The 26,358-nt window shown below is 69.2% G+C and carries 22 protein-coding genes; 13 read left to right on the forward strand and 9 right to left on the reverse strand.

Annotated features, from left to right (window positions below; genetic code table 11):
* Positions 1 to 18 precede the first annotated feature (18 nt).
* Positions 19 to 606: a TetR/AcrR family transcriptional regulator gene (locus tag ACXJJ3_RS01985; protein WP_458168109.1), complete on the forward strand. Its 588-nt coding sequence runs from the start codon at positions 19 to 21 to the stop codon at positions 604 to 606.
* Positions 607 to 644: 38 nt separating this feature from the next.
* Here ACXJJ3_RS01985 and ACXJJ3_RS01990 read toward each other — a convergent pair whose 3' ends face one another.
* A complete protein-coding gene (locus tag ACXJJ3_RS01990; protein WP_458168110.1) occupies positions 645 to 1,853 on the reverse strand; it encodes an RNA-guided endonuclease InsQ/TnpB family protein in 1,209 nt (402 codons plus the stop codon).
* Positions 1,854 to 1,927: 74 nt separating this feature from the next.
* Between ACXJJ3_RS01990 and ACXJJ3_RS01995 the strand changes: the two genes are divergently transcribed.
* The 5 genes from ACXJJ3_RS01995 to ACXJJ3_RS02015 all read left to right on the forward strand — a co-directional run bounded on the left by ACXJJ3_RS01995 (position 1,928) and on the right by ACXJJ3_RS02015 (position 7,257).
* The gene (locus ACXJJ3_RS01995; protein WP_458168111.1) at positions 1,928 to 2,392 is read left to right on the forward strand and encodes a DUF2269 family protein; all 465 of its coding nucleotides are present in this window, start codon (positions 1,928 to 1,930) and stop codon (positions 2,390 to 2,392) included.
* A 10-nt stretch (positions 2,393 to 2,402) separates the two neighbouring features.
* Positions 2,403 to 3,206, forward strand: a complete 804-nt coding sequence (gene xth, locus ACXJJ3_RS02000) for an exodeoxyribonuclease III (protein ID WP_458168112.1) — start codon at positions 2,403 to 2,405, stop codon at positions 3,204 to 3,206.
* 24 nt (positions 3,207 to 3,230) lie between these two features.
* Positions 3,231 to 3,941, forward strand: coding sequence for an alpha/beta hydrolase family protein (locus ACXJJ3_RS02005; protein ID WP_458168113.1), 711 nt, complete (start codon positions 3,231 to 3,233; stop codon positions 3,939 to 3,941).
* A 17-nt stretch (positions 3,942 to 3,958) separates the two neighbouring features.
* On the forward strand, positions 3,959 to 6,040 hold the full coding sequence (locus ACXJJ3_RS02010; protein WP_458168115.1) for a S9 family peptidase: 2,082 nt from the start codon (positions 3,959 to 3,961) through the stop codon (positions 6,038 to 6,040).
* 257 nt (positions 6,041 to 6,297) lie between these two features.
* Positions 6,298 to 7,257 carry a sigma-70 family RNA polymerase sigma factor gene (locus ACXJJ3_RS02015; protein ID WP_458168116.1) on the forward strand — a complete coding sequence of 320 codons (960 nt, stop codon included), beginning with the start codon at positions 6,298 to 6,300 and terminating at the stop codon, positions 7,255 to 7,257.
* Positions 7,258 to 7,320: 63 nt separating this feature from the next.
* Here ACXJJ3_RS02015 and ACXJJ3_RS02020 read toward each other — a convergent pair whose 3' ends face one another.
* Together ACXJJ3_RS02020 and ACXJJ3_RS02025 are read right to left on the reverse strand one after the other, a co-directional pair.
* Positions 7,321 to 8,037 (reverse strand): HAD family hydrolase, encoded by a 717-nt coding sequence (locus tag ACXJJ3_RS02020; protein ID WP_458168118.1) that lies wholly within the window; start codon positions 8,035 to 8,037, stop codon positions 7,321 to 7,323.
* Positions 8,038 to 8,080: 43 nt separating this feature from the next.
* A complete protein-coding gene (locus tag ACXJJ3_RS02025) occupies positions 8,081 to 9,193 on the reverse strand; it encodes a CPBP family intramembrane glutamic endopeptidase (protein WP_458168119.1) in 1,113 nt (370 codons plus the stop codon).
* Positions 9,194 to 9,239: 46 nt separating this feature from the next.
* Between ACXJJ3_RS02025 and ACXJJ3_RS02030 the strand changes: the two genes are divergently transcribed.
* The gene (locus ACXJJ3_RS02030) at positions 9,240 to 10,196 is read left to right on the forward strand and encodes a Dyp-type peroxidase (RefSeq protein ID WP_458168120.1); all 957 of its coding nucleotides are present in this window, start codon (positions 9,240 to 9,242) and stop codon (positions 10,194 to 10,196) included.
* Between the two features lie 3 nt (positions 10,197 to 10,199).
* Here the strand turns inward: ACXJJ3_RS02030 and ACXJJ3_RS02035 are convergent, their stop codons facing one another.
* Both ACXJJ3_RS02035 and ACXJJ3_RS02040 read right to left on the reverse strand, forming a co-directional pair.
* Positions 10,200 to 11,114 (reverse strand): hypothetical protein, encoded by a 915-nt coding sequence (locus ACXJJ3_RS02035; protein ID WP_458168121.1) that lies wholly within the window; start codon positions 11,112 to 11,114, stop codon positions 10,200 to 10,202.
* A gap of 2 nt (positions 11,115 to 11,116) precedes the next feature.
* Entirely contained in the window at positions 11,117 to 12,028 is a 912-nt protein-coding gene (locus tag ACXJJ3_RS02040) for a hypothetical protein (RefSeq protein ID WP_458168122.1), read from the reverse strand.
* Between the two features lie 106 nt (positions 12,029 to 12,134).
* On the opposite strand from ACXJJ3_RS02040, the gene ACXJJ3_RS02045 reads away from it, so the two are divergent.
* From ACXJJ3_RS02045 to ACXJJ3_RS02060, 4 genes are read left to right on the forward strand one after another with little or no spacing between them, the layout of a single operon-like run.
* A complete protein-coding gene (locus ACXJJ3_RS02045; RefSeq protein ID WP_458168123.1) occupies positions 12,135 to 13,697 on the forward strand; it encodes an ATP-dependent DNA ligase in 1,563 nt (520 codons plus the stop codon).
* Positions 13,690 to 14,364 carry a class I SAM-dependent methyltransferase gene (locus ACXJJ3_RS02050; protein WP_458168124.1) on the forward strand — a complete coding sequence of 225 codons (675 nt, stop codon included), beginning with the start codon at positions 13,690 to 13,692 and terminating at the stop codon, positions 14,362 to 14,364. The genes ACXJJ3_RS02045 and ACXJJ3_RS02050 overlap by 8 nt, the downstream gene beginning before the upstream one ends.
* Positions 14,364 to 14,948 (forward strand): O-methyltransferase, encoded by a 585-nt coding sequence (locus ACXJJ3_RS02055; protein ID WP_458168125.1) that lies wholly within the window; start codon positions 14,364 to 14,366, stop codon positions 14,946 to 14,948. The genes ACXJJ3_RS02050 and ACXJJ3_RS02055 overlap by 1 nt, the downstream gene beginning before the upstream one ends.
* 45 nt (positions 14,949 to 14,993) lie before the next feature.
* Entirely contained in the window at positions 14,994 to 15,863 is an 870-nt protein-coding gene (locus ACXJJ3_RS02060) for a helix-turn-helix domain-containing protein (protein ID WP_458168127.1), read from the forward strand.
* A 447-nt stretch (positions 15,864 to 16,310) separates the two neighbouring features.
* Here ACXJJ3_RS02060 and ctaD read toward each other — a convergent pair whose 3' ends face one another.
* Together ctaD and ACXJJ3_RS02070 are read right to left on the reverse strand one after the other, a co-directional pair.
* Positions 16,311 to 18,014, reverse strand: coding sequence for an aa3-type cytochrome oxidase subunit I (gene ctaD, locus ACXJJ3_RS02065; RefSeq protein ID WP_458168128.1), 1,704 nt, complete (start codon positions 18,012 to 18,014; stop codon positions 16,311 to 16,313).
* A gap of 76 nt (positions 18,015 to 18,090) precedes the next feature.
* A complete protein-coding gene (locus tag ACXJJ3_RS02070) occupies positions 18,091 to 20,091 on the reverse strand; it encodes a glycoside hydrolase domain-containing protein (protein WP_458168129.1) in 2,001 nt (666 codons plus the stop codon).
* Positions 20,092 to 20,249: 158 nt separating this feature from the next.
* On the opposite strand from ACXJJ3_RS02070, the gene ACXJJ3_RS02075 reads away from it, so the two are divergent.
* Together ACXJJ3_RS02075 and ACXJJ3_RS02080 are read left to right on the forward strand one after the other, a co-directional pair.
* Positions 20,250 to 20,825, forward strand: coding sequence for a TetR/AcrR family transcriptional regulator (locus ACXJJ3_RS02075; protein WP_458168130.1), 576 nt, complete (start codon positions 20,250 to 20,252; stop codon positions 20,823 to 20,825).
* A gap of 67 nt (positions 20,826 to 20,892) precedes the next feature.
* Entirely contained in the window at positions 20,893 to 22,068 is a 1,176-nt protein-coding gene (locus tag ACXJJ3_RS02080) for a Cmx/CmrA family chloramphenicol efflux MFS transporter (RefSeq protein WP_458168131.1), read from the forward strand.
* On the opposite strand, the gene ACXJJ3_RS02085 is transcribed toward ACXJJ3_RS02080, so the two are convergent.
* Both ACXJJ3_RS02085 and dnaE read right to left on the reverse strand, forming a co-directional pair.
* Positions 22,026 to 22,823 (reverse strand): TIGR02569 family protein, encoded by a 798-nt coding sequence (locus ACXJJ3_RS02085; RefSeq protein WP_458168132.1) that lies wholly within the window; start codon positions 22,821 to 22,823, stop codon positions 22,026 to 22,028. The genes ACXJJ3_RS02080 and ACXJJ3_RS02085 overlap by 43 nt on opposite strands.
* Positions 22,810 to 26,319 (reverse strand): DNA polymerase III subunit alpha, encoded by a 3,510-nt coding sequence (dnaE, locus tag ACXJJ3_RS02090; RefSeq protein WP_458168133.1) that lies wholly within the window; start codon positions 26,317 to 26,319, stop codon positions 22,810 to 22,812. Before dnaE ends, ACXJJ3_RS02085 begins: the two co-directional genes overlap by 14 nt.
* Positions 26,320 to 26,358 lie beyond the last annotated feature (39 nt).

Raw genomic sequence — 26,358 nt, forward strand, 5'->3', positions numbered from 1 at the left:
CTCAATAGACTGGCCGGTATGAGTCAGACCAGCGCCCGCCTGCGCCCGGACGAACGGCGTACGCAGATCCTCCAGGCCGCCCGCCGGGTGCTGCTGGCCGACCCGCACCGCGAGCTGACCATCGAACTGGTCGCCGCCGAGGCGGGCGTCTCCCCCGCATTGCTGTTCCACTACTTCGGCTCGAAGAGGAAGTTCCAGTACGCCGTCATCGAGGAGGCCGCGGCCGAGGTGATGCTGCGGACCGCACCGGATCCGTCGCTGCCGCCGGACGAGCAGCTCCGCTCCGGCATCCGCGCGTTCGTCCGCGCCGTACTGGAGGCCCCGCAGCTGTACCGCGCGACACTGCTGATGTCGGCGGCCGGCGATCCGGAGGTCCGGGCGCTGCACTCCGACCTGCGCCGGGTGTTCAGTCAGTGGGTGATCGGCGCGGTCGCCGAGCGTGGCATCGAGGTCACCCCCGTCGTCGAGCTCGCCTGCCACGGCTGGCAGGGTTACGTCGAACAGACCCTGCTGGTCTGGATCGACGACCCGACCGTCTCGCCGGAGGCTCTCGAGCAGCTCTGCGAGCGGTCACTGGACGCGATTCTTTCTACGACTGAAGAGTGAGTTGACGTCCTCCCCCGCCTGAAGACGGAGGATTTCAACTACGCAACTACTGGAGGTGCGTGTTGAGGTTCACGCCTCTCAGAAACACCTGCCGGCGTCTCTCGGCGTACGCTCACGGCCCGTCCGGCCGCGATGTTGCGTGCTGCATTCACGTCGGCGTTCGCGCGGTAATCGCAGGTCCGGCATCGGAAGACGGCTTGGCTCTCGCGCGCCTCCTGATCCCTGGTCCAGCACCGCGAGCAGGTCTGAGATGTGTAGGTGGGGTTCACTTTCTCGACGCGGCCCGGGGCCTTCTGTTCGAGCCTGGCCACGAGCATTCCCCAGCCATTGGCGAGAATGCCCCTGTTCAGCCCGGCCTTCTGCGCCACGTTCCGGCCTGGTTGCTGGAGGCTTCCTCTGGCGGACTTCGTCATTTGCTTGATGCGCAGATCCTCGACCCGGATCACGTCGAACCTGCGCGCCAGTTCGGTCGTGGTCTGCTCGACCCAGTTCTTCCGCCGGTCAGCCTCCCGGGCCTTCAGCTTGGCGATCGCGGCCTTCAGTTTTTCGCGACGGTTGGAACCTCGCTTCGATTGGGCCATTCTTCGTTGCAACTGCTTCACCCGTCGCTGCTCGCGTGCCGTGGGTGCGGGACACGACAGCAACTCGCCAGTCGACAACGCGGCCGACACCGCGATGCCACGGTCCACCCCGACAATCGATCCCGTGGCTGGCGACGGGATCGGGTCTGGGATGACGGCGAACGCAAGATGCCACCTACCCGCCCGGTCACGAGTAACGCGGTAGGACTTCGCGGCCGGCAGCTTCCGGGACAACCGGAACTTCACCCAGCCAACCTTCGGGATAAGGACCCGGCCCCACTTCCGGGACAGCTTCTCGACCCGGCCCGCTTGGAGGCCGACGATCCGAAACCCTTCGTGTATGCCCTTACGGCGCCATGTCGGCCGCTGGTGAGTCCCGTTGCAGAAGTTCCGCCAAGCCTGGTCCAGGTCACGCAACGCCTGCTGTTGCACAGTCTGCGAACCGGCTGCGAGCCACGGTTCGGCCGAGCGCGCTTCGGTCAGCTGCTTGGCTTGCGCCATGTAGCCCGGGGCAGCCGGAAGGTCCGGCCGCCACATCAGGCGTTGCTCCAAGCCCAGATTCCACACGCACCGCGCATGCCTGCACAGCTCACGCAACCCAGACGCCTGCTCCGGGGCTGGGGCGAGCCGGTAGCGGGACACGGCATTCAGCAAATCACCGAGCACCGACAGTTCTCATGCGAATGGAGGCAGTTGCGGTTCCTTCCCGCCAAATGACGGGACTTGCCGCAACGAAGCCAATGAACAAGTTCTTCCTGATCGTCCACATCCTCGCCGCGATCCTCTGCATCGGCCCGATCACGGTCGCGGCCGGCATGTATCCGCCGCTGGCGAAGAAGCTGCTGACCGCCGAGACGCCGGACGCGGGCGGCCTGCCGGTGCTGCACCGGATCACCCAGGTGTACGGGTGGGCGAGCCTGGCGGTCCCGGTGTTCGGGTTCGCGCTCGCGGGCAGCATGCACGTGATGGGTGAGGCCTGGCTGATCATCTCGATCGTGCTGACCCTGGCCGCGGCGCTGGTGCTCGCGTACCTCGTCGTACCGGCGCAGTCCGCCGTCCTCGCGGTTGCCGGCGGTACTGCGGAGGAGCGCGCCGCCGTACTGCCGAAGGCGAAGCTGATGTCGATGACGACCGGGATCTTCTCGCTCCTCTGGCTGGTCGTGTTCGTGCTGATGGTGCTCAAGCCGGGGCACCACGGAGGGTAAGGTTCGAGCCGTGCTGACGGTTGCCACGGTGAACGTGAACGGGATCAGGGCCGCCTTCCGGCGCGGGATGGGGCCGTGGCTGCAGGACGTCGACCCGGACTTGTTGCTGATGCAGGAAGTCCGGGCGCCCGACGAGGTACTGCGGGACCTGCTGGGCGGCGACTGGAACATCGCGCACGCCGAGCCCGCGATCGACGGGCACAAGGGCCGCGCCGGCGTCGCGGTGGCGACCCGGCGTCCGATCAAGGGCGAGCGCGGCGAAATCGGCCCGACGCGGTTCGACGGCACCGGGCGGTGGGTCGAGGCGGACGTGGTCCTCGACGACGGGTCGACGCTGACGGCGGTCAGTACGTACGTCTTCACCGGCGAGTTCGAGACACCGCCGCGGCAGGAGGAGAAGTACGCGTTCCTCGACGCGATCACCGCGCGGCTGGCCGAGCTCCGCGCCGACGGCCGGCACGTGCTGCTGTGCGGCGACCTGAACATCGCGCATCGCGAGGAAGACCTGAAGGCCTGGAAGGCGAACCGGAAGAAGAGCGGGTTCCTGCCCGAGGAACGCGCCTGGCTGGACCGGCTGTTCGCGGCCGGGTGGGTCGACCTCGGCCGCCGGTTCGGCGGCGACGGCCCCGGCCCGTACTCGTGGTGGTCCTGGCGCGGCAAGGCCTTCGACAACGACGCCGGCTGGCGGATCGACTACCAGATCGCCTCCCCCGGGTTCGCCGATTCCGCGAAGAACTGCGTCGTGCACCGCGCCCCGACGTACGCCGAGCGCTGGAGCGACCACGCCCCGGTCGTCGCGACGTACGCCGTCTGACCCCGGCGCTCCTACGATGGGCGCATGCCTGCGGACCCGTCCTTCGTACTCCCGGCCCCCGAGGTGCCGACCACGACGCACGAAGGCTTGCGGCTGTACCTGCCGGACACCGCCGTGCCCTCACCGGCGGTCCTGCTGGTCCACGGAGTCCCGTACTCCGCCGAGGGCCGGCCGCGGCCCAGCGCGTGGCAGATCTACCGCGGCTATGCCGCCCAACTCGCGGGCCTCGGCACTGTGGCAGCGGCCGTGGATCACAGCCCGGACGGACGCCCCGACGACGACCGATCCCTGGCCGCGATCGCGAAGGCGATCGCCGCCATCCGTGCGCATCCGCAGGTGGACGGTGACCGCATCGGTCTGTGGTACTTCTCCGGCGGCGCGCCATTGTCCGCCGGCTTGCTGCAGGATCCCCCGGAGTGGCTGCGGTGCATCGCGCTGACATATCCCGTGCTCGGCGACTCCGAACTCGTGACGACCCGCGGAGTGCCTCCGGTCGACGCCGTCCGCGGCTCTCGCGGGCTGCCGATCGTGCTGACGGTGGTGGGGCACGAATTGCCCGACGTGGCGCGCACACAGCCGCCCTTCATCGACGCCGCCCTCGCGGCCGGCGCCGACCTGAGGATGATCGACGCACCCGGCGGGCGGCACGGGTTCGACGTACTCGATCACACCGACGAGTCACGACGGGCCGTGCGGGACGCGTTGACTACCGTAACCGAGTGCCTGCGTACCTAGCCGGGTAGTCTCGCCGCATGGCTGAGAACTCTCCTGTGACGCCGCCGACTGCGGCGCGGAAGCCGGTGGAACGGACGCACCACGGTGACACGTTCGTCGACGAGTACGAGTGGTTGCGCGACAAGGAAAACGACGAGGTACTGAGCTACCTGCGGGCCGAGAACGCCTACACCGAGGCGCGTACGGCGCACCAGGAATCGTTGCGTGAGGCAATCTTCAAGGAGATCTCGGACCGCACGCTGCAGACCGACCTGAGCGTGCCCGCGCGGCGCGGGGGGTACTGGTACTACTCGCGCACGATCGAGGGCAAGCAGTACGCGCTGCACTGCCGGGTCGAGGCCGACGGCGACCGGCCCCCCGCGACCGACGGCGCGATCGCCGGCGAGCAGGTGCTGCTGGACGGCAACGAGGTGGCGGGCGACTCCGAGTTCTTCTCGCTCGGCACCGTCGACGTCTCCCCCGACGGCAAGCTGCTGGCGTACTCCGTGGACGTCAAGGGCGACGAGCGCTTCACGTTGCGGATCAAGGACCTGGGCACCGGCGAGCTGCTGCCGGACGAGCTGCCCGACGTGCACTACGGCTCGGCGTGGTCGGCCGACAACTCGACGCTGTTCTACACCAAGGTCGACGACGCCTGGCGCCCGTACCAGGTCTGGCGGCACACGCTGGGCGCGACCGACGACGTGCTGGTGATGGAGGAGCCGGACGAGCGGTTCTGGATCGGCGTCGACCTGACCCGCAACGAGCAGGCGATCATGATTGCGCTCGGCAGCAAGCTGACCAGCGAGGTCTGGCTGCTCGACGCACGGCACCCGGACGGCGATCCGGTCGTCGTCGCGACCCGCCGCGAAGGCGTCGAGTACGACGTGGAGCACGCCGGCGACCAGTTGCTGATCACGCACAACGCCGACGCCGCGAACTTCTCCCTGGCCACCGCGCCGCTGGACTCCCCCGGCGACTGGACGACCTTGATCGAGGGCGACGAGACCAGCCGGCTGCTCGGCGCGGACGCGTTCGCGGACCACGTCATCCTGTACCGCCGCCGCGACGCGCTCACCGAGCTGGCCATCATGCGCCGCGACGGCGGCAGGTTCGGCGCGCCGGAGGCCCTCGAGTTCGACGAGCCGATCTACACGGTCTCCCCCGGGCGCAACGACGAGTGGCAGGACACCCGGTACCGGTTCGGGTACACGTCGCTGGTGACGCCCGGGTCGACGTACGACGTGAACGTGGCGACGGGTGAGCGGCGACTGCTCAAGCAGCAACCGGTGCTCGGCGGCGTCGACCTCGGCGACTACACGCAGTACCGCGAGTGGGCGACCGCCCCGGACGGCACCGAGGTGCCGATCTCGATGGTCGCCCGCAAGGACGTCGCGAAGGACGGGAACGCACCGGTCGTGCTCTACGGGTACGGCTCGTACGAGAGCTCGATGGACCCGTGGTTCTCGATCCCGCGGCTGTCGCTGCTGGACCGGGGCGTGGTCTTCGCGATCGCCCACATCCGCGGCGGTGGCGAGCTCGGGCGGCACTGGTACGACGACGGCAAGATGCTGACCAAGCGGAACACGTTCACCGACTTCGTCGCGGCCGCCGAGCACCTCGTGCAGGCAGGCTGGACCAGGCCGGAACGGATCGTCGCACAGGGCGGCAGCGCCGGCGGCCTGCTGATGGGTGCGGTCGCGAACCTGGCCCCGGAGGCGTTCGCCGGAATCGTCGCGGAGGTCCCGTTCGTGGACGCACTGACCACGATTCTGGACCCGTCGCTGCCGCTCACCGTGATCGAGTGGGAGGAATGGGGCAATCCGCTCGCTGACCCCGAGGTGTACGCGTACATGAAGTCCTACTCGCCGTACGAAAACGTCACCGCGCAGCACTATCCGGCGATCCTGGCGATCACCAGCCTGAACGACACCCGGGTGTTGTACGTCGAGCCGGCGAAGTGGGTGGCGAAACTCCGGGCCACCGCGACCGGCGATTCCGACGTACTGCTGAAGACCGAGATGGAGGCCGGGCACGGCGGCCGCAGCGGGCGGTACGACGCCTGGCGTGAGGTCGCGTTCTCGCTCGCCTGGGAGCTGGACACCCTCGGCCTGAGCTGAATTCGAGCCCGAAAGCAGGAATTTCCGCCTTCCGGCGTGTGTTGTAGAGCACACCGGAAGGCGGATTTCTGCGTGGTTTCTCAGGTTCTCCGCGGAGTGTTGCGCCGAATATCCCCAGCAGGCCTCGGGACACCGGTTTCCAGCGCGGTTTCGGTGCCGGGAACTCTCAGGGAACCTTCAGGGTGTTTACACACTGGTACCGGAATCTTGAACCCTACTCGAGCGTTGCTCTCCATGTAACGACGAAGGGAGTTTCGGTGGCTCGCATGACTCGCGTCCGGGCGACGGACGACGGTATCGACGGCAAGGACAGCGTAGGTCTCTACCTGGAGGAGATCGCGCGCACTCCGCTGCTGACGGCTGAGGAAGAGGTCGAGCTCGCTGAGACGGTCGAAGCAGGACTCCTGGCGGAGCAACTGCTGGCCGAGGGGCGGGTTGGACGGAAGAAGGGCGGAGCGCCCAAATATGCGACGGAGGACGAGCTGGAGTGGCTGGCCGACGAGGGCCGGCGCGCACAGCAGCGGTTCGTGACCGCGAACCTCCGGCTCGTGGTGTCGATCGCGCGCCGCTACGGGCGGTCCCAGATGCCGCTGCTGGACCTGGTCCAGGAGGGCAACACGGGGCTGATCCGGGCGGTGGAGAAGTTCGACTACCGGAAGGGATTCAAGTTCTCGACGTATGCGACCTGGTGGGTGCGGCAGGCGATCACCCGCGGTATCGCGCAGCAGGCCCGGGTGGTCCGGCTGCCGGTGCACGTGGTGGAGCAGCTGAACCAGATCGGGTCCGCGCGGCGCACGCTGGAGCGCAAGCTCGGGCGGGAGCCGGAGATCGACGAGATCGCGGCGGAGCTGGGCCTGGACGAGGAGCGGGTCACCGAACTGATCCGGATCGGCCGGGACCACATCAGCCTGAACAGTCCGGTCGACGACGAGGGCGAGACCTCGCTGGGTGACCTGATCGCGGCCGAGACCGCGCCGGGTCCGGACCAGCTGGTCGCGGACGCGTCGGACCGCTCGGGCCTGTTCAGCCTGGTCGACCAGCTCGACCCGCGGTCCGCGGACGTGATCCGGCGGCGCTACGGCCTGCACGACGGCCGCCAGGCCAAGCTGGCCGACATCGGCGCAGTGCACGGCATCTCGGCGGAGCGGGTCCGCCAGATCGAGCGCGAGGCGCTGGGCCGCCTCCGCCTGCTGGCAGATCCGACCCTCGCCGCGTAGTACTCCCACCCGAAACCCCTCAGGACCCCCGGGCCACGATCTGGCCCGGGGGTCCTTTCGGTTTCAGGCGGCGGCCATGTTCCAGGAGTCGATCAGGGCCGGCAGCTCGGACAGGCGCTGGACGGTTGCGTCCGGCGTGCCCTCGGTGTGGCCGATCTGCTCGCGTGGAATGGCGCTGTGTGGCAGGTGGGCGGCGCGCATGCCGGCGTTCTGGGCGCCCCACACGTCGTCGAACAGGCGGTCGCCGACGAACAGGCAGCGGGACGGGTCCTGCACGCCGACCGAGCGCATCGCGGCCAGGAACGCCTCCGGGTGCGGCTTCGTGTGCGCGATCTCGCTGGTGTAGACGGCGCCGTCGAACAGCTCCAGGACACCGTCCCGGGCGAAGATCTCCTCGTGCCGCCGGCGCGGCCAGATCGTGTTCGACAGTACGCCGAGCTTCAGTCCGCCGTCCCGCAGCGCGTGCAGCGTCTCGATCGCGTCCGGCTCCAGGACCGTGTGCGGGTCCCACTGGCGCTCGTACTCGGCCAGGCCCTCCGGGGTCAGCACGACGTCGGCCAGCGCGCAGACCTCGTCGATGGTGCTGCTGCGGTGCTCGTCGCGGGACCGCCGCCAGACGGCGCCCTCGGCCGCGACCAGCCGGGCCGCCAGCTCGTCGGCGTTCGGCTCGTCGAGCACGGTGCTCACCGCCCGCCAGGTGTCGTGCAGGGAGATGTCGTGCCAGGTTGCCAGCGTGCCGCCCCAGTCGAACAACACGGCTTCGATCTTCACGTTCGTCACGCGGCACAGCCTGCCAGACCCCACCGACAGTCAGCGCGTCCTTTTAGCTCAGCCGGACGACCTCGCGGCGCCGCGCCAGCCAGGTGACGGCGTACGCGTACGCGCCGAGGCACACCGCGTCGGAGACCAGCAGCGTCCACGGCGCCCCGCCCTGCTGGTTCCACTCGCTGCCGTGACCCATTGCCAACGGCAACAAGAACGCGACCAGGTTGTTCAGCGCATGCAGCGTGATCCCGGCCTCCAGTCCCCCGGTCCGGACGGTCAGCCAGCCGGCCGTCGTCGCGAACAGGAACACGTCCGCCATCGCCCAGCCGGTGTACCCGTGCGCCGAGACGAACGCCACCGCACCGATCACGATCCCCGGCCACGGCGACCGGAACAGCCGCCGCAACCACCGCGCGCGACCTTCCGCACTGTCCGGCCCGTACGCCCCGATCGCCTGGATCACCCAGCCGCGGAACACGAACTCCTCCGCCGCCGACTGGAACGGCACCAGCACCAGGATCAGCACCGCCGGTACGACGAACGCGCCGACCCCGATCCAGGCGCCGCCGGTGTTGCCGATCGCGTCCTGCGGCGGGAACACCGCGTCGACGAGCAACCCCATCAGGTACGACAGCACGACGTACCCGAGCGCCGGCAGGCAGCACCAGAGCAGCCAACGCCAGCGGATCCGGTTCAGGACGGACGCAACGCTCCAGAACGGCCGTCGCTGCACCAGCCACGCCGCCACGCCGACGAGCGGCGTCAGCACCGCTAGCAGGACGAGCTGGAACGCCAGGTTCTCGGTGTCGCTCGGGAAGACGTCGGTGCCCTCCGGCGTACCGAACGGACCCGCCACGACCCTGTGCACGATCACCCAGGCGACGACGACGAACGTCATCAGCAGGAACGCCGTCCCGACCAGCAGCAGCGTGCCCAGGATCGGGCGCCACCACGTGTGCTTCGCCGTCCGCGCCAGCCGGTGGTACGGCGTGCCCGGAGGCGCGGGGACCACGCGCGGCTCCCGATAGCCGTACGGCAGGCCCGGCTGACCGTACGGCTGCGAGTACGGCTGTGGATACGGCTGCAGGTACGGACCCGGCGGAGGTCCGTGGTGCCCCGGCTGGGAGTATGGGCCCGGTTGCGGAGACGGCCCGGGCTGTTGCGGGTCCATGACTGGACTCTAGAAGATCGGGCCAACTGGACGGAGGGAGAGCACGGTGGTGACGGAACCGGATCGGGAGACGGACGCCTTGCCGCAGTCCGTACTGATGCCACTCAGCGGATCGGCGATCTTCCTCGTGGTGCAGATCGAGCCGGGCGGCGAGGACCCGACCCGGGACCTGCTCGAGCGGCTCAGCGGCCTGGTCCGCTCGGTCGGCTTCCGCGTCCCGGCCGGGAACCTGTCCTGCGTCACCGGGATCGGGTCGGCCGCCTGGGACCGGCTGTTCAGCGGCCCGCGCCCCGCGGAGCTGCACCCGTTCGTCGAGCTCGAGGGCCGCACGCATCACGCGCCGTCCACGCCCGGCGACCTGCTGTTCCACATCCGGGCCGCGCACCAGGACCAGTGTTTCGAGCTGGCCGCGCAGATCATGAACGCACTCGACGGCGCCGCCGCGGTCGTCGACGAGGTGCACGGCTTCAAGTACTTCGAGATGCGCGACCTGCTCGGCTTCGTCGACGGCACCGAGAACCCGACCGGCGCCGAGGCCCGCGACGCCGTACTGGTCGGCGACGAGGACCCGGACTTCCGCGGCGGCAGCTACGTGATCGTGCAGAAGTACCTGCACGACCTGAAGGCGTGGAACTCGCTCACGGTCGAGCAGCAGGAGCTCGCGGTCGGCCGGAGCAAGCTCGACGACATCGAGATGGACGACGCCAGGAAACCCGGCAACGCGCACATCGTGCTGAACGTGGTCGAGGACGACGACGGCAACGAGCTGCAGATCCTGCGCGACAACATGCCGTTCGGCACCATCGGTACCCAGGAGTTCGGCACGTACTTCATCGGCTATGCGAAGACGCCGTCGGTCACCGAGCTGATGCTGCGGCGGATGTTCATCGGCGTCCCCGAGGGCAACCACGACCGGCTGCTCGACTTCTCGACAGCGGTCACCGGCGGCCTGTTCTTCACGCCGCCGGCGGAGTTCCTGGACGAACTGCCGCCGGCGCCGTGAGCCTCACTCCCCGAACAGCGGCGCGTCGACCACGCTGGCCCAGCTGAAGTCGAGCTTGTCCCCGAACGGCGCCGGCACCTTGCCGAGCGAGTTGATCACGGTCGCGGTGCCGTTGGCGTGCCCAACGGCGTACAGGTAGCCGCTCTTGGTGTCCTTGTCGATGCCCAGCAGCAGCGTGCCGTAGTTGCCGCAGCGGGCGGTCTCGAGCGTCTCGAAGCCCTGCCAGGTACCCGTACGGACCTGCTTCACGACAGGCTTCATCGGATTGGTCAGCGGGATGTGGATCGTGTACAGCGCGCCGCCCCGCGTCGTCGCGAGCAGCGTGTCGTACGTCGACGTACGGCTGAGCAGGGTGATCGCCTTGACGGCGGAGAAGCCAGGATACGAACCGGCCGCCTCCCAGTGCTCCGGGCCGCCGTTGACCGGGTTCAGGTTCCAGCGGAAGAGCACGCCGTCGTTGCGCAGTGCGTACATCTGCGAGTTGGGGTCGTCGAGCGCCCACGAGTGCGTCAGCGTCCGGAACGCATCCCAGCCGCCGCCGATCCGGGTCAGGCTGCTGCTGACGACCTTGCCGCCGGTCCCCTTCTGCACCCATTGGTGGGCCTGGTACATGACGCCGCCACTGACGACATGCCCGTCCAGCGACGTCTGGTCGCCGAAATCGTCGTCCCACGTCCACTGACTCGTCAGCGAGACGGCGCGGCTGCCGAACGGGTTCTTCGCCATCACGTCGAGGGGCTTGACGGAGATCGGCGACGTCGCGTTCACGTAGCGGTCGACGGTGTTGTTGTCAGTGGTGAGGCCGCCGGACTGCACGTAGCACGCGGTCGCGGTCGGCGCCGCGGTCGCCGTACCCAGGCCGGTCAGCAGCGGTGCTGTCAGCGCGAGGCCCGCGGCCAGCGCGGTGATGCGTCGCATGATCATTCCCCGTTCAGTGGTGGGTCGGCCCAGGCCACGCTGGTCCAGCGGAAGTAGGTCGGGTCGTCGAACGTGGTCGGTACCTTGCCGAGGCTGTTGATCACGGTCGACGCCCCGTTAGCGTGGCCGACGGCGTACAGGTAGCCGGTCTTGGTGTCCTTGTCGATGCCGAGCAGGAGTACGCCGTACTGCCCGCAGCGCTCGGCGACGAGGCTCTCGAAGCCCTGCCACGTACGGGTGCGGACCTGCTTCACGACGGGCTTCATCGGCGAGGACACCGGGATCCGGATCGTGTACAGCGCGCCGCCGCGGGTGGTCGCCAGGAACGTGTCGTACGTCCGGGTCTGGCTGATCAGGGCCATCGTCTTGACCGCGCCGAAGCCCGGGTACGACCCGTCGGCCTTCCAGCCGTCCCGCCAGCGGAACAGCGTGCCGTCGTTGCGCAGGCCGTAGTAGTGGGTGTGGGCGACGTTCCCCGGACCGGCGCCTTCGTCGTACGTCGACTCCTCGAAGTACGTGAACTTGTCCCACCCGCTGCCGATCCGGGTGAACGTGACCTTGTCGGACGGCACCGCGCCGGTCCGGTAGATCGCGGAGTACATGGTCGAGCCGAGGACGACCTCGCCGTAGTGTGCCCAGTCCTCCGGGACCTCGGGCTCGATCACCCAAGCGCTGTGCAGCCGGGCCAGGCCGGGCGCGAACCGTTTCGCGGCTTCGAGCTGCTTCGTGGAGGCGGTCGGCGGAGTGCCGGCCGTGACGCCCTGGCGGGTGTGATCGCCGGCGGCGTTCACCGAGCCGAGGCTGAGTCGGCAGGCGGCTGCGGCCTGCGTGGTGTTCGTCGGTTGTGCGGTGGCGGGTAGCGGTGCCAGCAGGCCGGCTGTGAGGAGCGCGGCCGCGGCGGTACGTCGGTGCATCGTGATCATCCCCCTTGGACGACTACCGCTCTTGCTCCCTCGATGCACGGTAGCCGCGGAAAGTTGCGGTCCCCGGACTGTCGGTGGATCGAGGGACACTTGGGACATGTTGCTGATCAAGCTGGTCGAGACCTCGGCCGCGCTGGCCGGGACCCGGTCGCGACTGCAGAAGGCCGGGTTCATCGCCGGGTTGCTGTCCGAGGCCACCGAACCGGCCGAGATCGGGATCGTCGTGACGTACCTGTCCGGCGAGCTGCGGCAGCGGCGTACCGGAGTCGGGTGGCGGACGTTGATGGAGGCGCCCGCGCCGGCCGCCGAGCCGTCGTTGACCGTGACCGAGGTGGACCAGGCGTTCGCGGAGCTGGCCGAGATGTCGGGCGCGGGCGTGCAGGCGCGGCGGCGGGCCGCGGTGGACGCGCTGTTCGGGCGTGCGACCGAGGGCGAGCAGCGGTTCCTCCGGCTGCTGGTCGGCGGCGAGCTGCGGCAGGGCGCGCTGGACGGCGTGATGGCCGACGCGGTCGCGCGGGCGACCGGCATTCCGCTGGACAAGATCCGGGCCGCGGCGATGCTGCGCGGGGCGACAGCGCCGGTCGCGGTCGCCGTACTGACCGAGGGCGCGGCGGGGCTCGCGCAGTTCGGGCTGGAGGTCGGGCGCGGGGTGCAGCCGATGCTCGCGCAGTCGGCGACCACGGTCCCGGAGGCGCTGGAGAAGACCGGTACGCCGGCGGCGCTGGAGTGGAAGCTCGACGGGATCCGGATCCAGGTGCATCGCGACGGCGACGAGGTCGTGGTCTACACGCGGACGCTCGACGACATCACGGGCCGGGTTCCGGAGGTGGTGACGGCGGTGCTCGCGCTCGACGCGCGGCAGGTCGTGCTGGACGGCGAGCTGATCGCGTTGCGGCCGGACGGGCGACCCGAGCCGTTCCAGGTGACCGGGTCGCGGACGGCCACGCGCGCGGCGACGGGGCCCGAGGCGGTGCCGTTGACGCCGTACTTCTTCGACATCCTGCACCTGGACGGTCAGGACCTGCTCGGGCTCGACGGCGCGACCCGGCACCAGTGGCTGTCGAAGCTGCTGCCCGAGGAGCGCCGGATCCCGCGGCTCGTCACGTCCGACGCGGAGGCGGGTCAGGCGTTCTTCGACGACGCCGTACGGCGGGGGCACGAGGGCGTCGTGGTGAAGTCGCTGACCGTTCCTTATGAGGCGGGGCGGCGCGGATCGGGATGGGTGAAGGTCAAGCAGACGTTCACCCTCGACCTGCTGGTGCTGGCCGCCGAGTGGGGGCACGGGCGGCGGAAGGGCTGGCTGTCGAACCTGCATCTCGCGGCGCGCGACGAGGAGACCGGCGAGTTCGTGATGCTCGGGAAGACGTTCAAGGGGCTGACGGACGAGCTGCTGCGGTGGCAGACGGAGCGGTTCCAGGAGCTCGCGGTCCGGCGGGACGACTGGGTCGTGTACATCGAGCCTGAAGTTGTGGTCGAGATCGCGTTCGACGGCGTCCAGACGTCGCCGCGGTATCCGGCCGGGATGGCGCTGCGGTTCGCGCGTGTGATTCGGTACCGCGAGGACAAACGCCCGGGGGACGTGGACACCGTGCAGACCGTGCGGGCGATCCACTCCGGACCTCAACCTGTAGTAGAGATCGAGGAGACCGTCGATGAGTGATGATCCCGACGCCGTGACCCGGCGGATCGCCCGCGCGGCGCTCGAGCACGACGACCCGACCGGCTGGTTCGAGAACCTGTACGCCGCCGCGGCCGACGGCGAGGCAGTCGTCCCGTGGGACCGTGGTACGGCGCACCAACTGCTCGCGGACTGGATCGCCGAGTCCGGGCCGGACGGCACCGGCAAGACCGCGGTCGTCGTCGGCGCCGGCACCGGCTGGGACGCCGAGCTGATCGTGGACCGCGGGTACGACACGACCGCATTCGACATCTCCCCCAGCGCCGTCGAGACCGCGCACCGCAACCACCCCGCCTCGAAGGCGCACTACGTCGTCGCCGACCTGCTCGACCCGCCCGCCGACTGGCACCAGGCGTTCGACCTGGTCGTCGAGATCTACACCGTCCAGGCGCTCCCGATCCCCCTCCAGCCCGACGCGATCACCCACGTCACCGACCTCGTCGCCCCCGGCGGCACCCTCCTCGTCATCGCCGCCGCCCGCCCCGACGACCAGCCCGACGCAGCCACCCAGGGCCCACCCTGGCCCCTCACCCGCGCCACCATCCAGTCCTTCGCCTCCCCCGAACTGCATCTCATCCAGCTCGACCAGGCCCCCAGCCCCACCGACCCCACCATCCTCCGCTGGCGCGCGGAGTATCTCCGGGACTGATGACGGACGCTCCGGACCTGGTACGCCGAGCCGAACGGGCCGCGATCGAGGTCGGGATGCTGCTTCGGCGTACCGGCACCGGTCCCTCGTGCTGCTTGCCCGGCGTCGGGCGCTTCCTGGCGGTGCTCGCGGCCGGTTGCGCCGGAGGAACGATCGGCGAGTCCGGCACGGGAGTCGGATACGGCACGGCGTGGATGGCGTCAGCGATGCCGGCCGACTGCCGACTCGTCACCGTCGAGTCGGACGAGGTTCGCGCGGCCGCGGCCCGACGGGTGTTCGCCGACGAGCCACGCGTCGAGGTGATCCACGGCGACGCGCTCACCGAGCTGGTGGGACACGCGCCGTACGACCTGCTGTTCGCCGACGGCGGCGACCAGCGGCCGGAGGTCGTCGAACTGCTCCGCCTCGGCGGTCGGCTGGTGAACGACGACGTCACCCCGCTCGAGCTGCTGCCGGCGGACTCGCCGTACCGGCGGCACGATCCGAAGCGCGAGTTCTTCTTCGGCGATCCGCGACTGATGGCGACCGAGGTGGTGCTCCCCGACCGCCGGAACTCGCTCCTGGTCGGTACGCGAACAGCTTGAGATCCGATGGGAACATGTGTTCGAAAATGATGTAGAGTTGGGTGCATGGCGGGGCGAAGTGTGGTGGGGCCTACTGCGCTGCGGATGCTGCTCGGGAGTCATCTTCGGGAGTTGCGCGAGCGGGCTGGTGTCACGCGGACGGATGCCGGGTGGGCGATCCGGGCCTCGGAGTCGAAGATCAGCCGGCTGGAGCTCGGGCGGGTCGGGTTCAAGGAGCGGGACGTCTCGGACCTCTTGACGTTGTACGGGGTGCAGGAGGCGCGGGAGCGGGATCGGCTGCTGGAGCTGGCGCGGGAGGCGAACGACCCGGGCTGGTGGCAGCGGTACGGCGACGTCACGCCGGAGTGGTTCGATGCGTACCTGGGGCTCGAGGCGACCGCGGAGCTGATCCGGACGTACGAGATCCAGTACGTCCCGGGCCTGCTGCAGACCGAGGAGTATGCGCGGGCCGTGGCGCGGCTCGATCCGGGTGGTGGGCGCAGTGAGGCCGAGATCGAGCGGATCGTCGCGCTCCGGACCCGGCGGCAGCGGGTGCTCGACCGGGAGCCGCCACTGCGGTTGTGGGCGGTCATCGAGGAGTCGGTACTGCGCCGTCCGATCGGCGGCGTCGACGTACTGCGCGCTCAGCTCCTCGCGCTCCGCGAGGCCGTCGCCCGGCCGAACGTCACCGTCCAGATCGTCCCGCTGGAGAACGTCGGCCACCCGGCTACGGCCGGCGCGTTCACGCTGCTCCGGTTCCCGCAACGCGACCTGCCGGACATCGTGTACGTCGAGCACCTGACCAGCGCGCTCTACCTGGACAAGCGCGACGACGTCGAGGCGTACACGCAGGCGCTGGAGCTGCTCGCCTCCACCAGTCCCCCGCCGCAGAAGACCGACGAGGCCCTCACCCGCCTACTCGACCGCCTCCCCTGACCGCGCCCGACCGACCGCCCCCAGCCCAGCCCCAGCCCCACCTCAGCGCACTCCCGCCGTCCGCAACTTCACGGGTTAACCGGTGAAGTCGCCCCTTCACACCCCGCACGCCGGAAGCACGGGCGCAAGCTCACGGGTTAACCTGCGAGATCGCCCCTTCACACCCCGCACACCGCAGGCACAGGGGCAAGCTCACGGGTCAACCAGCCAAATCGCCCCATCACACCCCGCACACCACAAGCACAGGGGCAAGCTCACAGGTCAACCAGCCAAATCGCCCCATCACACCCCGCACACCACAAGCACAGGGGCAAGCTCACAGGTCAACCAGCCAAATCGCCCCATCACACCCCGCACACCACAAGCACAGGGGCAAGCTCACAGGTCAACCAGCCAAATCGCCCCATCACACCCCGCACACCACAAGCACAGGGGCAAGCTCACGGGTTAACCTCTGGGCGGTCCGCCGTTGAGCAGTTCGGCGTGGGCGTGGGGTGCGAGTTCGGGATGGTGCAGGTCGAAGGCCGGCGACTCCGACCGGATCCGCGGCAGCGCGTGGAAGTTGTGCCGCGGCGGCGGGCAGCTCGTCGCCCACTCCAGCGACCGGCCCCAGCCCCACGGGTCGTCCACCTCGACCCGCGGGCTACGCCGCGACTTGTAGATGTTGTAGAAGAACGGCAGCACCGACGCCCCGAGGATGAACGCACCGACGCTCGACACCTGGTTCAGCGTCGTGAACCCGTCGCTCGCCTTGTAGTCGGCGTACCGCCGCGGCATCCCCTCGACGCCCAGCCAGTGCTGCACCAGGAACGTCGTGTGGAAGCCGATGAACAGCAGCCAGAAGTGCATCTTCCCGAGCTTCTCGTCGAGCATCCGCCCGGTCATCTTCGGCCACCAGAAGTAGAAGCCGGAGAACATCGCGAACACCACGGTCCCGAACACGACGTAGTGGAAGTGCGCGACCACGAAGTACGAGTCCTGCAGCTGGTAGTCGAGCGCCGGCGACGCGAGGATCACACCGGTCAGCCCGCCGAGCAGGAACGTGACGAGGAAGCCGACGGCCCACAGCATCGGCGTGTCGAACGACACCGACCCGCCCCACATCGTGCCGATCCAGTTGAAGAACTTCACCCCGGTGGGCACGGCTATCAGGAACGTCATGAACGAGAAGAACGGCAGCGCCACCGCCCCGGTCGTGAACATGTGATGCGCCCAGACCGCGATCGACAACGCCCCGATCCCCATCGTCGCGGCGACCAGCCCGTAGTACCCGAAGATCGGTTTCCGGCTGAAGACCGGCAGTACTTCGGTGACGATCCCGAAGAACGGCAGCGCGATGATGTAGACCTCGGGATGCCCGAAGAACCAGAACAGGTGCTGCCACAGGATCGGCCCGCCGTTCGCCGCGTCGAACACGTGCGCCCCGAGTTTCCGGTCCGCCTCCAGCACCAGCAGCGCCGCCGCGAAGATCGGGAACGCGATCAGCACCAGGATCGACGTGACCAGCACGTTCCAGGTGAAGATCGGCATCCGGAACATCGTCATCCCGGGCGCCCGCATCGTCACGATCGTGGTGACGAAGTTGACGCCGCCGAGGATCGTCCCGAGCCCGGCCATCCACAGGCCCATCGTCCACAGGTCGCCGCCGACGCTCGGCGAACGCACCTCGTTGGACAGCGGCGAGTACGCCGTCCAGCCGAAGTCGGCGGCACCACCCGGAGTGAAGAACCCGCTGATCGTGATCAACCCACCGAACAGGAAAAGCCAGTAGCTGAACATGTTCAGCCGTGGGAAGGCCACGTCCGGCGAGCCGATCTGCACCGGCATGATCACGTTGGCGAAGCCAATGAACAGCGGCGTCGCGAACAGCAGCAACATGATCGTGCCGTGCATCGTGAACAGCTGGTTGTACGTCTCCTCGTTGACGAACTGCAGACCGGGCTCGGCCAGCTCGGCGCGGATCACCAGCGCCATCACCCCGCCGATCAGGAAGAACGTGAACGACGTGACGAGGTAGAGCTGGCCGATCACCTTGTGGTCGGTCGACGAGAGCACCCGGCCGATCACCAGCCCCAGCGGCCGCCGCCCAGCCCCAGTGGCAGTCGATCCGGCGCGCTCGGTGACCCCGGCATGCCCGCTGACGCTGGCCATGCCACCTCCCGAACTAACGCATCCCTTCGATTAGACACCTCTCGGTTCGGCAGCAACACCCCCACTTTCCGGCGGTTCAGCTGACGGTCAGGACCTTCGATGCGGTCTGGGTCCCCTGGTGGTCGGCGTCGGCGAGCCAGACGACGCGGTACGTGTACGTGCCGCGCGCGGTCGGCTTGATGCTGAACGCGTACTTCCCGTTGCTCGTCAGCTTCCCGGTCGTGACGGCCACCCACGTCGTACCGGAGCGCCGCTGCAGGTACGCCGTCGTACCGGCGTGCGGCGGGTTCAGGTACCCGTACAGCAGCGTCGATGCGCCGAGCTTGATCGCGCCCGGGGTGAGGTACGCCGACAGCGCCGGGTGGACCTGCAGCAGCGCGGTCGAACTGCGCGTGCCGAGGACGCCGGCGCCGCCGTTGTAGCCCCACATGTAGTACGTCGACACCGACGGCTTCTGCGAGACCTTGACGATCCCGTTCGCGTCGGTCGTGTACGACCCGACGGTCGACCACTTCGTCGCGGTCTTCGCCTTCGAGTACAGCACCAGCGGTACGCCGGGCAACTTGCCGCCGTCGAGCCTGGAGACGCCTGCGGTCAGCGTGACAGCCCCGGTGTACATGATCGAGGCCGCGCTCATCCCGAACGTTGCCTTGGACCCGACGAGCCGGACGTCGACGCCCGGACCGACCTTGCCCTTGGCATCCTTCGTCCACACGCGGTACGCGTAGCTGGCCGAGTTCGGCAGACCGGTCTGCGTGTAGATGCTCGCGGCACCGTTGTAGACCGCCGTACCCGACGTGGTCAGCGGCGGCGGCGTCGAGCCGGATGCGCTCCGCAGCATCACCGTGGTGTTCGCCGGCTTCGTCCAGCGCAGCGCGGCGGCCGCGACACCACCGCTCACACTGAAGCTGCTGACCGGCGCGGGCGGAGCGGTGAGGTTCAGGTAGTTCTTGTCGATGGTCATCTGCACGCCACCGTTGGTCTCGCTGACCTCACCCTGGTACTGGTGCACCCGCTGGTGGTTGCTCCAGTACGCCGAGTTGATGAAGCGGCTCGTGCCGACCGCCGAACCCCAGTGCGCGAACCAGATGTTGTCCGGCCGCGTGTACGCCGTACTCGTGTACGCGCTGTTCAGATCCACACCGCCCGACGCGGCGCCGACGTACGCGCCGCCCTGGTAGCCGCGCGAGTTGAGCTCCTGCGTCCAGCCGCTCAGGTACGACAGCACGGCCGCCTTGCACGCGGCCGTCGACGTGTACGACTCGATGTCGCTGTAGATCGCGCTCCGCTGCGCGAACCCGAGCGCCTGCGCCGCCGCAACCGCGTTGATGGCGGCGTTACGCCCCTGAACCAGCGCGGTCGACGCGACCGACGACATCCGGCTGTTGTACGTCGTGCACGGCGCCTGCAGACCGACGTCGATCAGCAGGAACTGCCAGCCCTTGCTCGCGTTCGCCGCGACCCAGTCGGCGGTCAGGTTCGGCTGCGCGCAGCCGCGCAGGCCGCCGCTGATGTAGATGCCGACCCCCTGGTACGTCGGCCGCCACGCGGTCATCGCGTCCTGCGACGGCGCCGCGCAGGTGTCGAACCCGTTCCCGGCGAAGTTGCCGGTAGCAACGATGGACGGCGTCACCGCGGCCGGCTGGGCGACCCGCGCGGACGGCGTCTTCGTCACCACCTTCCCGCTGCCGAGTACGTCGTTCGCGGCCCGCTCCGAGCCCGGCGCGTAGTACGCGGTCGCGAGCACGCCGGCGTCGGTGATCGCGCGACGCAGCATCCCGTCGGTCGACGCCTGCGCGGTCGTCAACGGCTCCAGGATCAGCCCGGAACTGCGACCGATCAGGTGCGCCGGGCACTTCGCCTGCGCCGTACTGCGCCCCAGATACACGGCCGGCTTGTCGAGCCGCACGCACGCGGTCGGATCAGCGGCCAGGTCGACCACCGGCCAGCTCGCCGGGACGGTCACTTGGTAGCCGCGGTAGGACACGGTCTTCGTGTCCGCGGCGGCCGCCGGGCCGGCAACGGTGATCCCCGCCACCAGCGCGAGGGCGAGTGTGAGCCCCCCAGGTCTGAACAACCTCACAATGCTCCCCAGTCTCATCGTCGGATGCTGCCCCCAAGTGAAGGCGAGCGCCGCTCCTGTTGTCGAAGAGCTTCCGGCACTCGCCTCGATGCGAGGATGCTATCGATTGGCGTTTTGGATCGCTCGATCCAGAATGTGTTAGAGTCGTCGGCATGCCCAGACCGAGGACCTTCGACGAGGATCGCGCCGTCGACGCCGCGATGCGCGTCTTCTGGACCTCCGGCTACGAGGCGACCTCCACGCAGGACCTGTGCACGGCGACCGGGCTCGGCCGGAGCAGCATCTACAACACGTTCACCAGCAAGCGTGATCTCTTCGATCGAGCGCTGCGGCGGTACGTCGAGGACTTCAGCGCCGCGCAGCTCGAGGTGATCCAGGACGAGTCGCTGCCGATCCGCGAGCGAGTCCGGCGGATCCTGTGGACGGCGGTCGAGCCCGAGCCCGACGACCCGGCGGGCTGCTTCGTGATCAACACGATCGTGGAGCTCGGCCCGAAGGAACCCGAGATCATCGAGCTCCTGGACCGCGACCACGAGACCAAGCTCGCCGCGCTGACCACCGCCATCCAGGCGGCACAGGCGGCCGGTGACCTCGACGCGGAGCAGGACGCGGCGGGTCTGGCGGCGTACGTCTTCACGGTCCTGGGCGGCCTGCGGGTCGCCGCACGACGCGGCGCGACCCCCGAAAGCCAACGCACGGTCGTCGAGGCCACGCTCCGCAGCTTCTGATTCCCACCAACACCTCGGTCAGGCCTGCTCAGGTTTTGAACCGATTGATCCACTATGAGAGGACATCATGCCCCGAGCCGTCTACCTGCTCGGTCTTGCGATCTTCGCCCAGGGGACGTCCGAGCTGATGCTCGCCGGGCTGCTCCCCGAGCTCGCCACCGACCTGCACGTGTCGATCCCGGCCGCCGGCCTGCTGATCTCCGCCTTCGCGGTCGGCATGCTGGTCGGCGCACCGATCCTCGCCGTCGCCACGCTCCGCTGGTCGCGCCGCGTCGCCATGCTCGCCTTCCTCACGGTGTTCGCCCTCACCCACGTCGCCGGCGCCCTCACCTCGTCGTACGGCGTGCTGCTGGCCACCCGGGTCGCGGGCGCGTTCGTGTACGCCGGGTTCTGGGCCGTCGCCTCGGTGACCGCGATCGAGCTCGCCGGACCGCAGGCCCGCGCGAAGGCGATGAGCATCCTCGCGGGCGGGCTCACGGTCGCGACCATCGTCGGGCTGCCGGCCGGCACACTGCTCGGGCAGCACCTCGGCTGGCGCTCCGCGTTCTGGGCGGTCGCCGGACTGTCGGTGCTCGCGATCGCGGGCGTCCTCGCGACGATCCCACGCGGGCGAGCGCAGCACGTCCCGTCGTTGCGCGACGAGCTGCGCAGCATGGTGAATCCGCAACTCTGGCTCGCGTACGGCACGACCGCACTGTCGACGGGCGCCATCCTGGTCATCTTCAGCTATCTCGCACCGCTGCTCACCGTGACGACCAACCTGCCGGAGGCGTGGGTGCCGGTCATCCTCGCGCTGTACGGCGTCGGCTCGCTGGCCGGGATCACGATCAGCGGCCGCACCGCGGACCGGCGCCCGTTCGGTACGCTCGCGATCAGCCTGACCGGGGTGGTGCTCGCGGCCGTGCTGCTGGCGCTGACGGCCGGGACGCCGTGGATCGCCGTACTCGCGATCGTCGCGGTCGGTACGTTCGGGTTCGCCACCAACCCGGCGGTGAACTCGCGGGTGTTCAGCGTCGCCGGGTCCGCGCCGACGCTGGCGGCCGCGTTCAACATCTCGGCGTTCAACGTCGGGATCACGGTCGGCCCGTGGCTGGGCGGACTCGCGCTCGACGGGGGCGCCGGGTATCCGTCGGTCGGCTGGATCGGCGCCGGACTCGCAGTACTTGCCTTCGGCACCATTCCGCTCGCGATCCGGGCAGGTCAGCCGGCGTACGAGAGGGCGAGCTCGATGACGGGCGCGTAGCCGGTCCGCCGGGCGTCGGTCCAGGTCGCGGCGCCGCCGGCCAGGTCGTCGGTGGTCATCCGGTAGATCAGCGCCCGGATCAGCATCTGGCCCCACTCGGGCAGCTCCGCCCAGCGGGCCGCGAGTCCGGGCTCGGCGCCGTACCAGCACAACGCGTCCGCTACCGCGACGGCAGCCGCCCACGCGGTCGGCCGCCAGTACACCGGCCAGTCGATGATCGCCGGTGGCAACCCGCCCGCGAACATCACGTTCCCGGGCAGGTCGCCGTGTACCACCTGCGCCGGCAACTCCACGGGCCGCCAGGCGTCGACCAGCGGGCCGACAAGCTCGACGTACGGTAGGGTCCCGTCGACGGACTGTTCGCGCCACGCAACCCGGTCTCCGTCGCACCACGGATCGCTCCGGGTGTCGATGAAGTCCGGCCGCGGCACGTCCGCCACTGCCTCGTGGAACGCCGCCGCGGCGACCAGCACCTCGTCCTGCCGCCGCACGTCCGTCGCCCCGGCCAGCAACTCGTTCGCCTCCCACCCGAAGGCGACCCACTCCCCGTCCACCGCCCGCACGGGGCGCGGCACCCGAAAGGCGTCGGACTCCGGCAGCACGCTCAACACGTCCGCCCGCCAGGCGCTCTCGCCGTCCGACCGCTTGAGCACGACCTCGCCCGACCGCCAGGTCTCCCCCTGCCCGCCGTCCAGCCGCACCGCGGGCGCCGACAGGCCGAACGCCGCCAAGACTTGCTGCTCAGGTCCCTCCATGGCGCCACTCTTTCATCCCGGCGACCTCGGCCTTGAGGTCCGCCCAGAACTTGGTGGTCGCATCGACCCGGTAGGCCAGGCGGTAGATCGTGGTCTTCTCGGTGCCGCGGACGCGGAGCTGCACCTCCGAGCGGCCGGGGTGGGCGGCGAGGACGTCGCGTAACCGGTAGACCGTCCGTGGGACGACGTTCGACTGGGGTGTTTCCAGGACCACCACGCCGACAGTGGCGAGATCCGCGACCGTCACCTCCGAGCCGATCAGGCGGGGTACGTCGTCGCGCTTGTCCAGGCGGCCTTTCACGAAGACGACCGCGTCCTGCTGGAGGCGGCCCGACACCAACTGGTAGGCCGCCGGGAAGAACAGGCACTCGACGGCGCCGACCAGGTCCTCGACGGTGGCCGTGGCCCAGGCGTCACCCTTCTTCGTCACGCGGCGTTGAAGTCCGGAGATGATGCCGCCGATCGTCACGACCGTGCCGTCGGGGTGCTCGGAGAGGTGCGCGATGCCGACGTCCGAGCGGGCGGCGAGGACGGACTCCAGGCCGAACAGCGGATGGTCGGAGACGTACAGGCCGAGCATCTCCCGTTCGCGGGCGAGGAGCGCCGGCTTGTCCCACTCGTCGGTCGGGAAAGTCTCGTCGAGGGAGAACACCGGCGAATCCGTCGCGCCGAAGAGGTCGAACTGCCCCTCGGCCTCCTTCCGCTTGACCGCGAGGGCATTCTCGACCAGTTCCTCGTGCCGGGACAGCAGGCCCTTGCGGGTGTGGCCGAGCGTGTCGAACGCCCCGGCCTGGATCAGCGACTCGGTCGCCCGTTTGTTGCAGGCAACCGCCTCGACCTTCGCGAGGAAGTCCGGGAACGACCCGTACCGGCCGCCGGCCCGGCTCCGGACGATCGCGTCCACCACCCCGTCGCCGACGTTCCGGACCGCGGACAGCCCGAACAGCACCACGTCGTCGCCGTACGCCGCGAAGTTCGCCAGCGACTCGTTGACGTCGGGCGGCAGCACCTTGATCCCCATCCGCCGGCACTCGTTCAGGTACGCCGCGGACTTGTCCTTGTCGTCCTTCACCGACGTCAGCAGCGCGGCCATGTACTCGGCCGGATGGTTCGCCTTCAGGTATGCCGTCCAGTACGACACCAGCGCGTACGCCGCCGCGTGCGCCTTGTTGTACGCGTACCCGGCGAACGGCACCAGCACGTCCCACACCGCCTGCGTCGCCGCGTCCGAGATCCCGTGCCTCCGGCAACCGTCCCGGAACGGCACGAACTCCTGGTCGAGCACATCCTTCTTCTTCTTGCCCATTGCCCGGCGCAACAGGTCCGCCTGCCCGAGGCTGTACCCGGCGAGGATCTGCGCCGCCTTCTGCACCTGCTCCTGGTAGACGACCAGCCCGTACGTGATCCCGAGCACCTCACGGAGCGGCTCCTCCAGCTCGGGGTGGATCGGCGTGATCTCCTGCTGCCCGTTCTTCCGGAGTGCGTAGTTGGTGTGCGAGTTCATTGCCATCGGCCCCGGCCGGTACAGCGCGGTCACCGCGGTGATGTCCTCGAACTGGTCGGGCCGCATCAGCCGGAGCAGCGCGCGCATCGCGGTACCGTCGAACTGGAAGACGCCGAGCGTGTCGCCGCGCCCGAGCAGCCGGAAGGTCGGCGCGTCGTCGAGCGGCAGCTGCAGCAGGTCGATCTGGAGGCCCTTGGTCGAGCGGACCATCTTGACCGCGTCGTCGATGATCGTCAGGTTCCGCAGTCCGAGGAAGTCCATCTTCAGCAGGCCGAGCGACTCGCAGCTCGGGTAGTCCCACTGGGTGATCGTGACGCCGTCGCTGTGCCGGACCCAGACCGGGACGTGGTCGACGATCGACTCGCTGGACATGATCACGCCGGCCGCGTGCACCCCCATCTGCCGGACGAGTCCCTCGACGCCTTTCGCGGTGTCGATCACGGTCCGCGCGTCGGGCTCGTTCTCGTACATCGCCCGGACCTCGGACGCCTCGTCGTACCGCGGGTGCTTGGGGTCGGTGATCCCGGTCAGGTCGATGCCCGAGCCGCCGACGTCGGCCGGCATCGCCTTGGTGATCCGGTCGCCGGTCGCGTACGGGAAGCCGAGCACCCGGGCCGAGTCCTTGATCGCGTTCTTCGCCTTGATCGTGCCGTACGTCCCGATCATCGCGACCTTGTCGGCGCCGTACTTGTCGGTCACGTACCGGATCACCTCGACCCGGCGGCGTTCGTCGAAGTCGATGTCGACGTCCGGCATCGAGACCCGTTCCGGGTTCAGGAACCGCTCGAAGATCAGGCCGTGCTCGATCGGGTCCAGGTCGGTGATGCCGAGCGCGTACGAGACCAGCGACCCGGCCGCCGAACCACGGCCCGGGCCGACCGCGATGCCGTGGTTCTTCGCCCACATGATGAAGTCCGCGACCACCAGGAAGTACCCGGGGAAGCCCATCTGGACGATCACGTCGATCTCGTACGCGACCAGCTGCCGGTACCGCTCGTCCCACCCGTCCGGATACCGGCGCTCCATCCCGCGCCGGACCTCCTCCTGGAACCACGTCACCTCGGTGTACCCGTCCGGTACGTCGAAGCGCGGCATCAGGTCGCGCTTGCTGAACATCCCGGTGGTGTCGATGCGTTCGGCCACCAGCATCGTGTTCCGGCAGCCGTCCTGCCAGGCGTCCGAGGAGTCGATCGCGTACATCTCGGCGGCCGGCTTCAGGTAATACCCGGTGCCGTCGAATCGGAAGCGGTCCGGGTCCGCGAGCGTCTTGCCGGTCTGGATGCACAGCAGCGCGTCGTGGGCGGTGGCCTCGGCGGCGTGTGTGTAGTGCGAGTCGTTGGTGACCAGCGGCGGGATGTTCAGCCTGCGTCCGACGTCGAGCAGGCCGTCGCGGACACGGCGTTCGATCTCGATACCGTGGTCCATCAGTTCGAGGAAGTAGTTCTCCTTGCCGAAGATGTCCTGGTACTGCGCGGCCGCGGCGACCGCCTCGTCGTACTGACCGAGCCGCAGCCGGGTCTGCACCTCACCGGACGGGCAGCCCGTCGACGCGATCAGGCCGTCCGACCACTCCGCGAGGCTGTCCTTGTCCATCCGCGGCCACTTCTGCAGCCAGCCCTCCTGGTACGCGTCGGACGACAACCGGAACAGGTTGTGCAGACCGGTCGCGTCTCGCGCCCAGATCGTCTTGTGGGTGTAGCCGCCGGACCCGGACACGTCGTCGCGCTTCTGCTGCGGCTGCCCCCACAAGACGCGTTCCTTGGTACGGCGGGACGCGGGCGCGACGTACGCCTCGATGCCGATCACCGGCGTGATCCCGGCCTTCTGCGCCTGGTGGAAGAAGTCGTACGCGCCGTGCAGGTTCCCGTGGTCGGAGATCGCGAGGTGGCTCATGCCGTAGTCGGCGCAGGCGCCGAACAGGTCCTTCAGCCGCGCGGCGCCGTCGAGCAGCGAGTACTGGGTATGGACGTGCAGGTGGGTGAACGAAGGCATCGGGCTCCACAACTGTCTGTTGTCTCGGGCCCTCATCCA

The organism is Kribbella sp. WER1 (genome assembly GCF_054189145.1).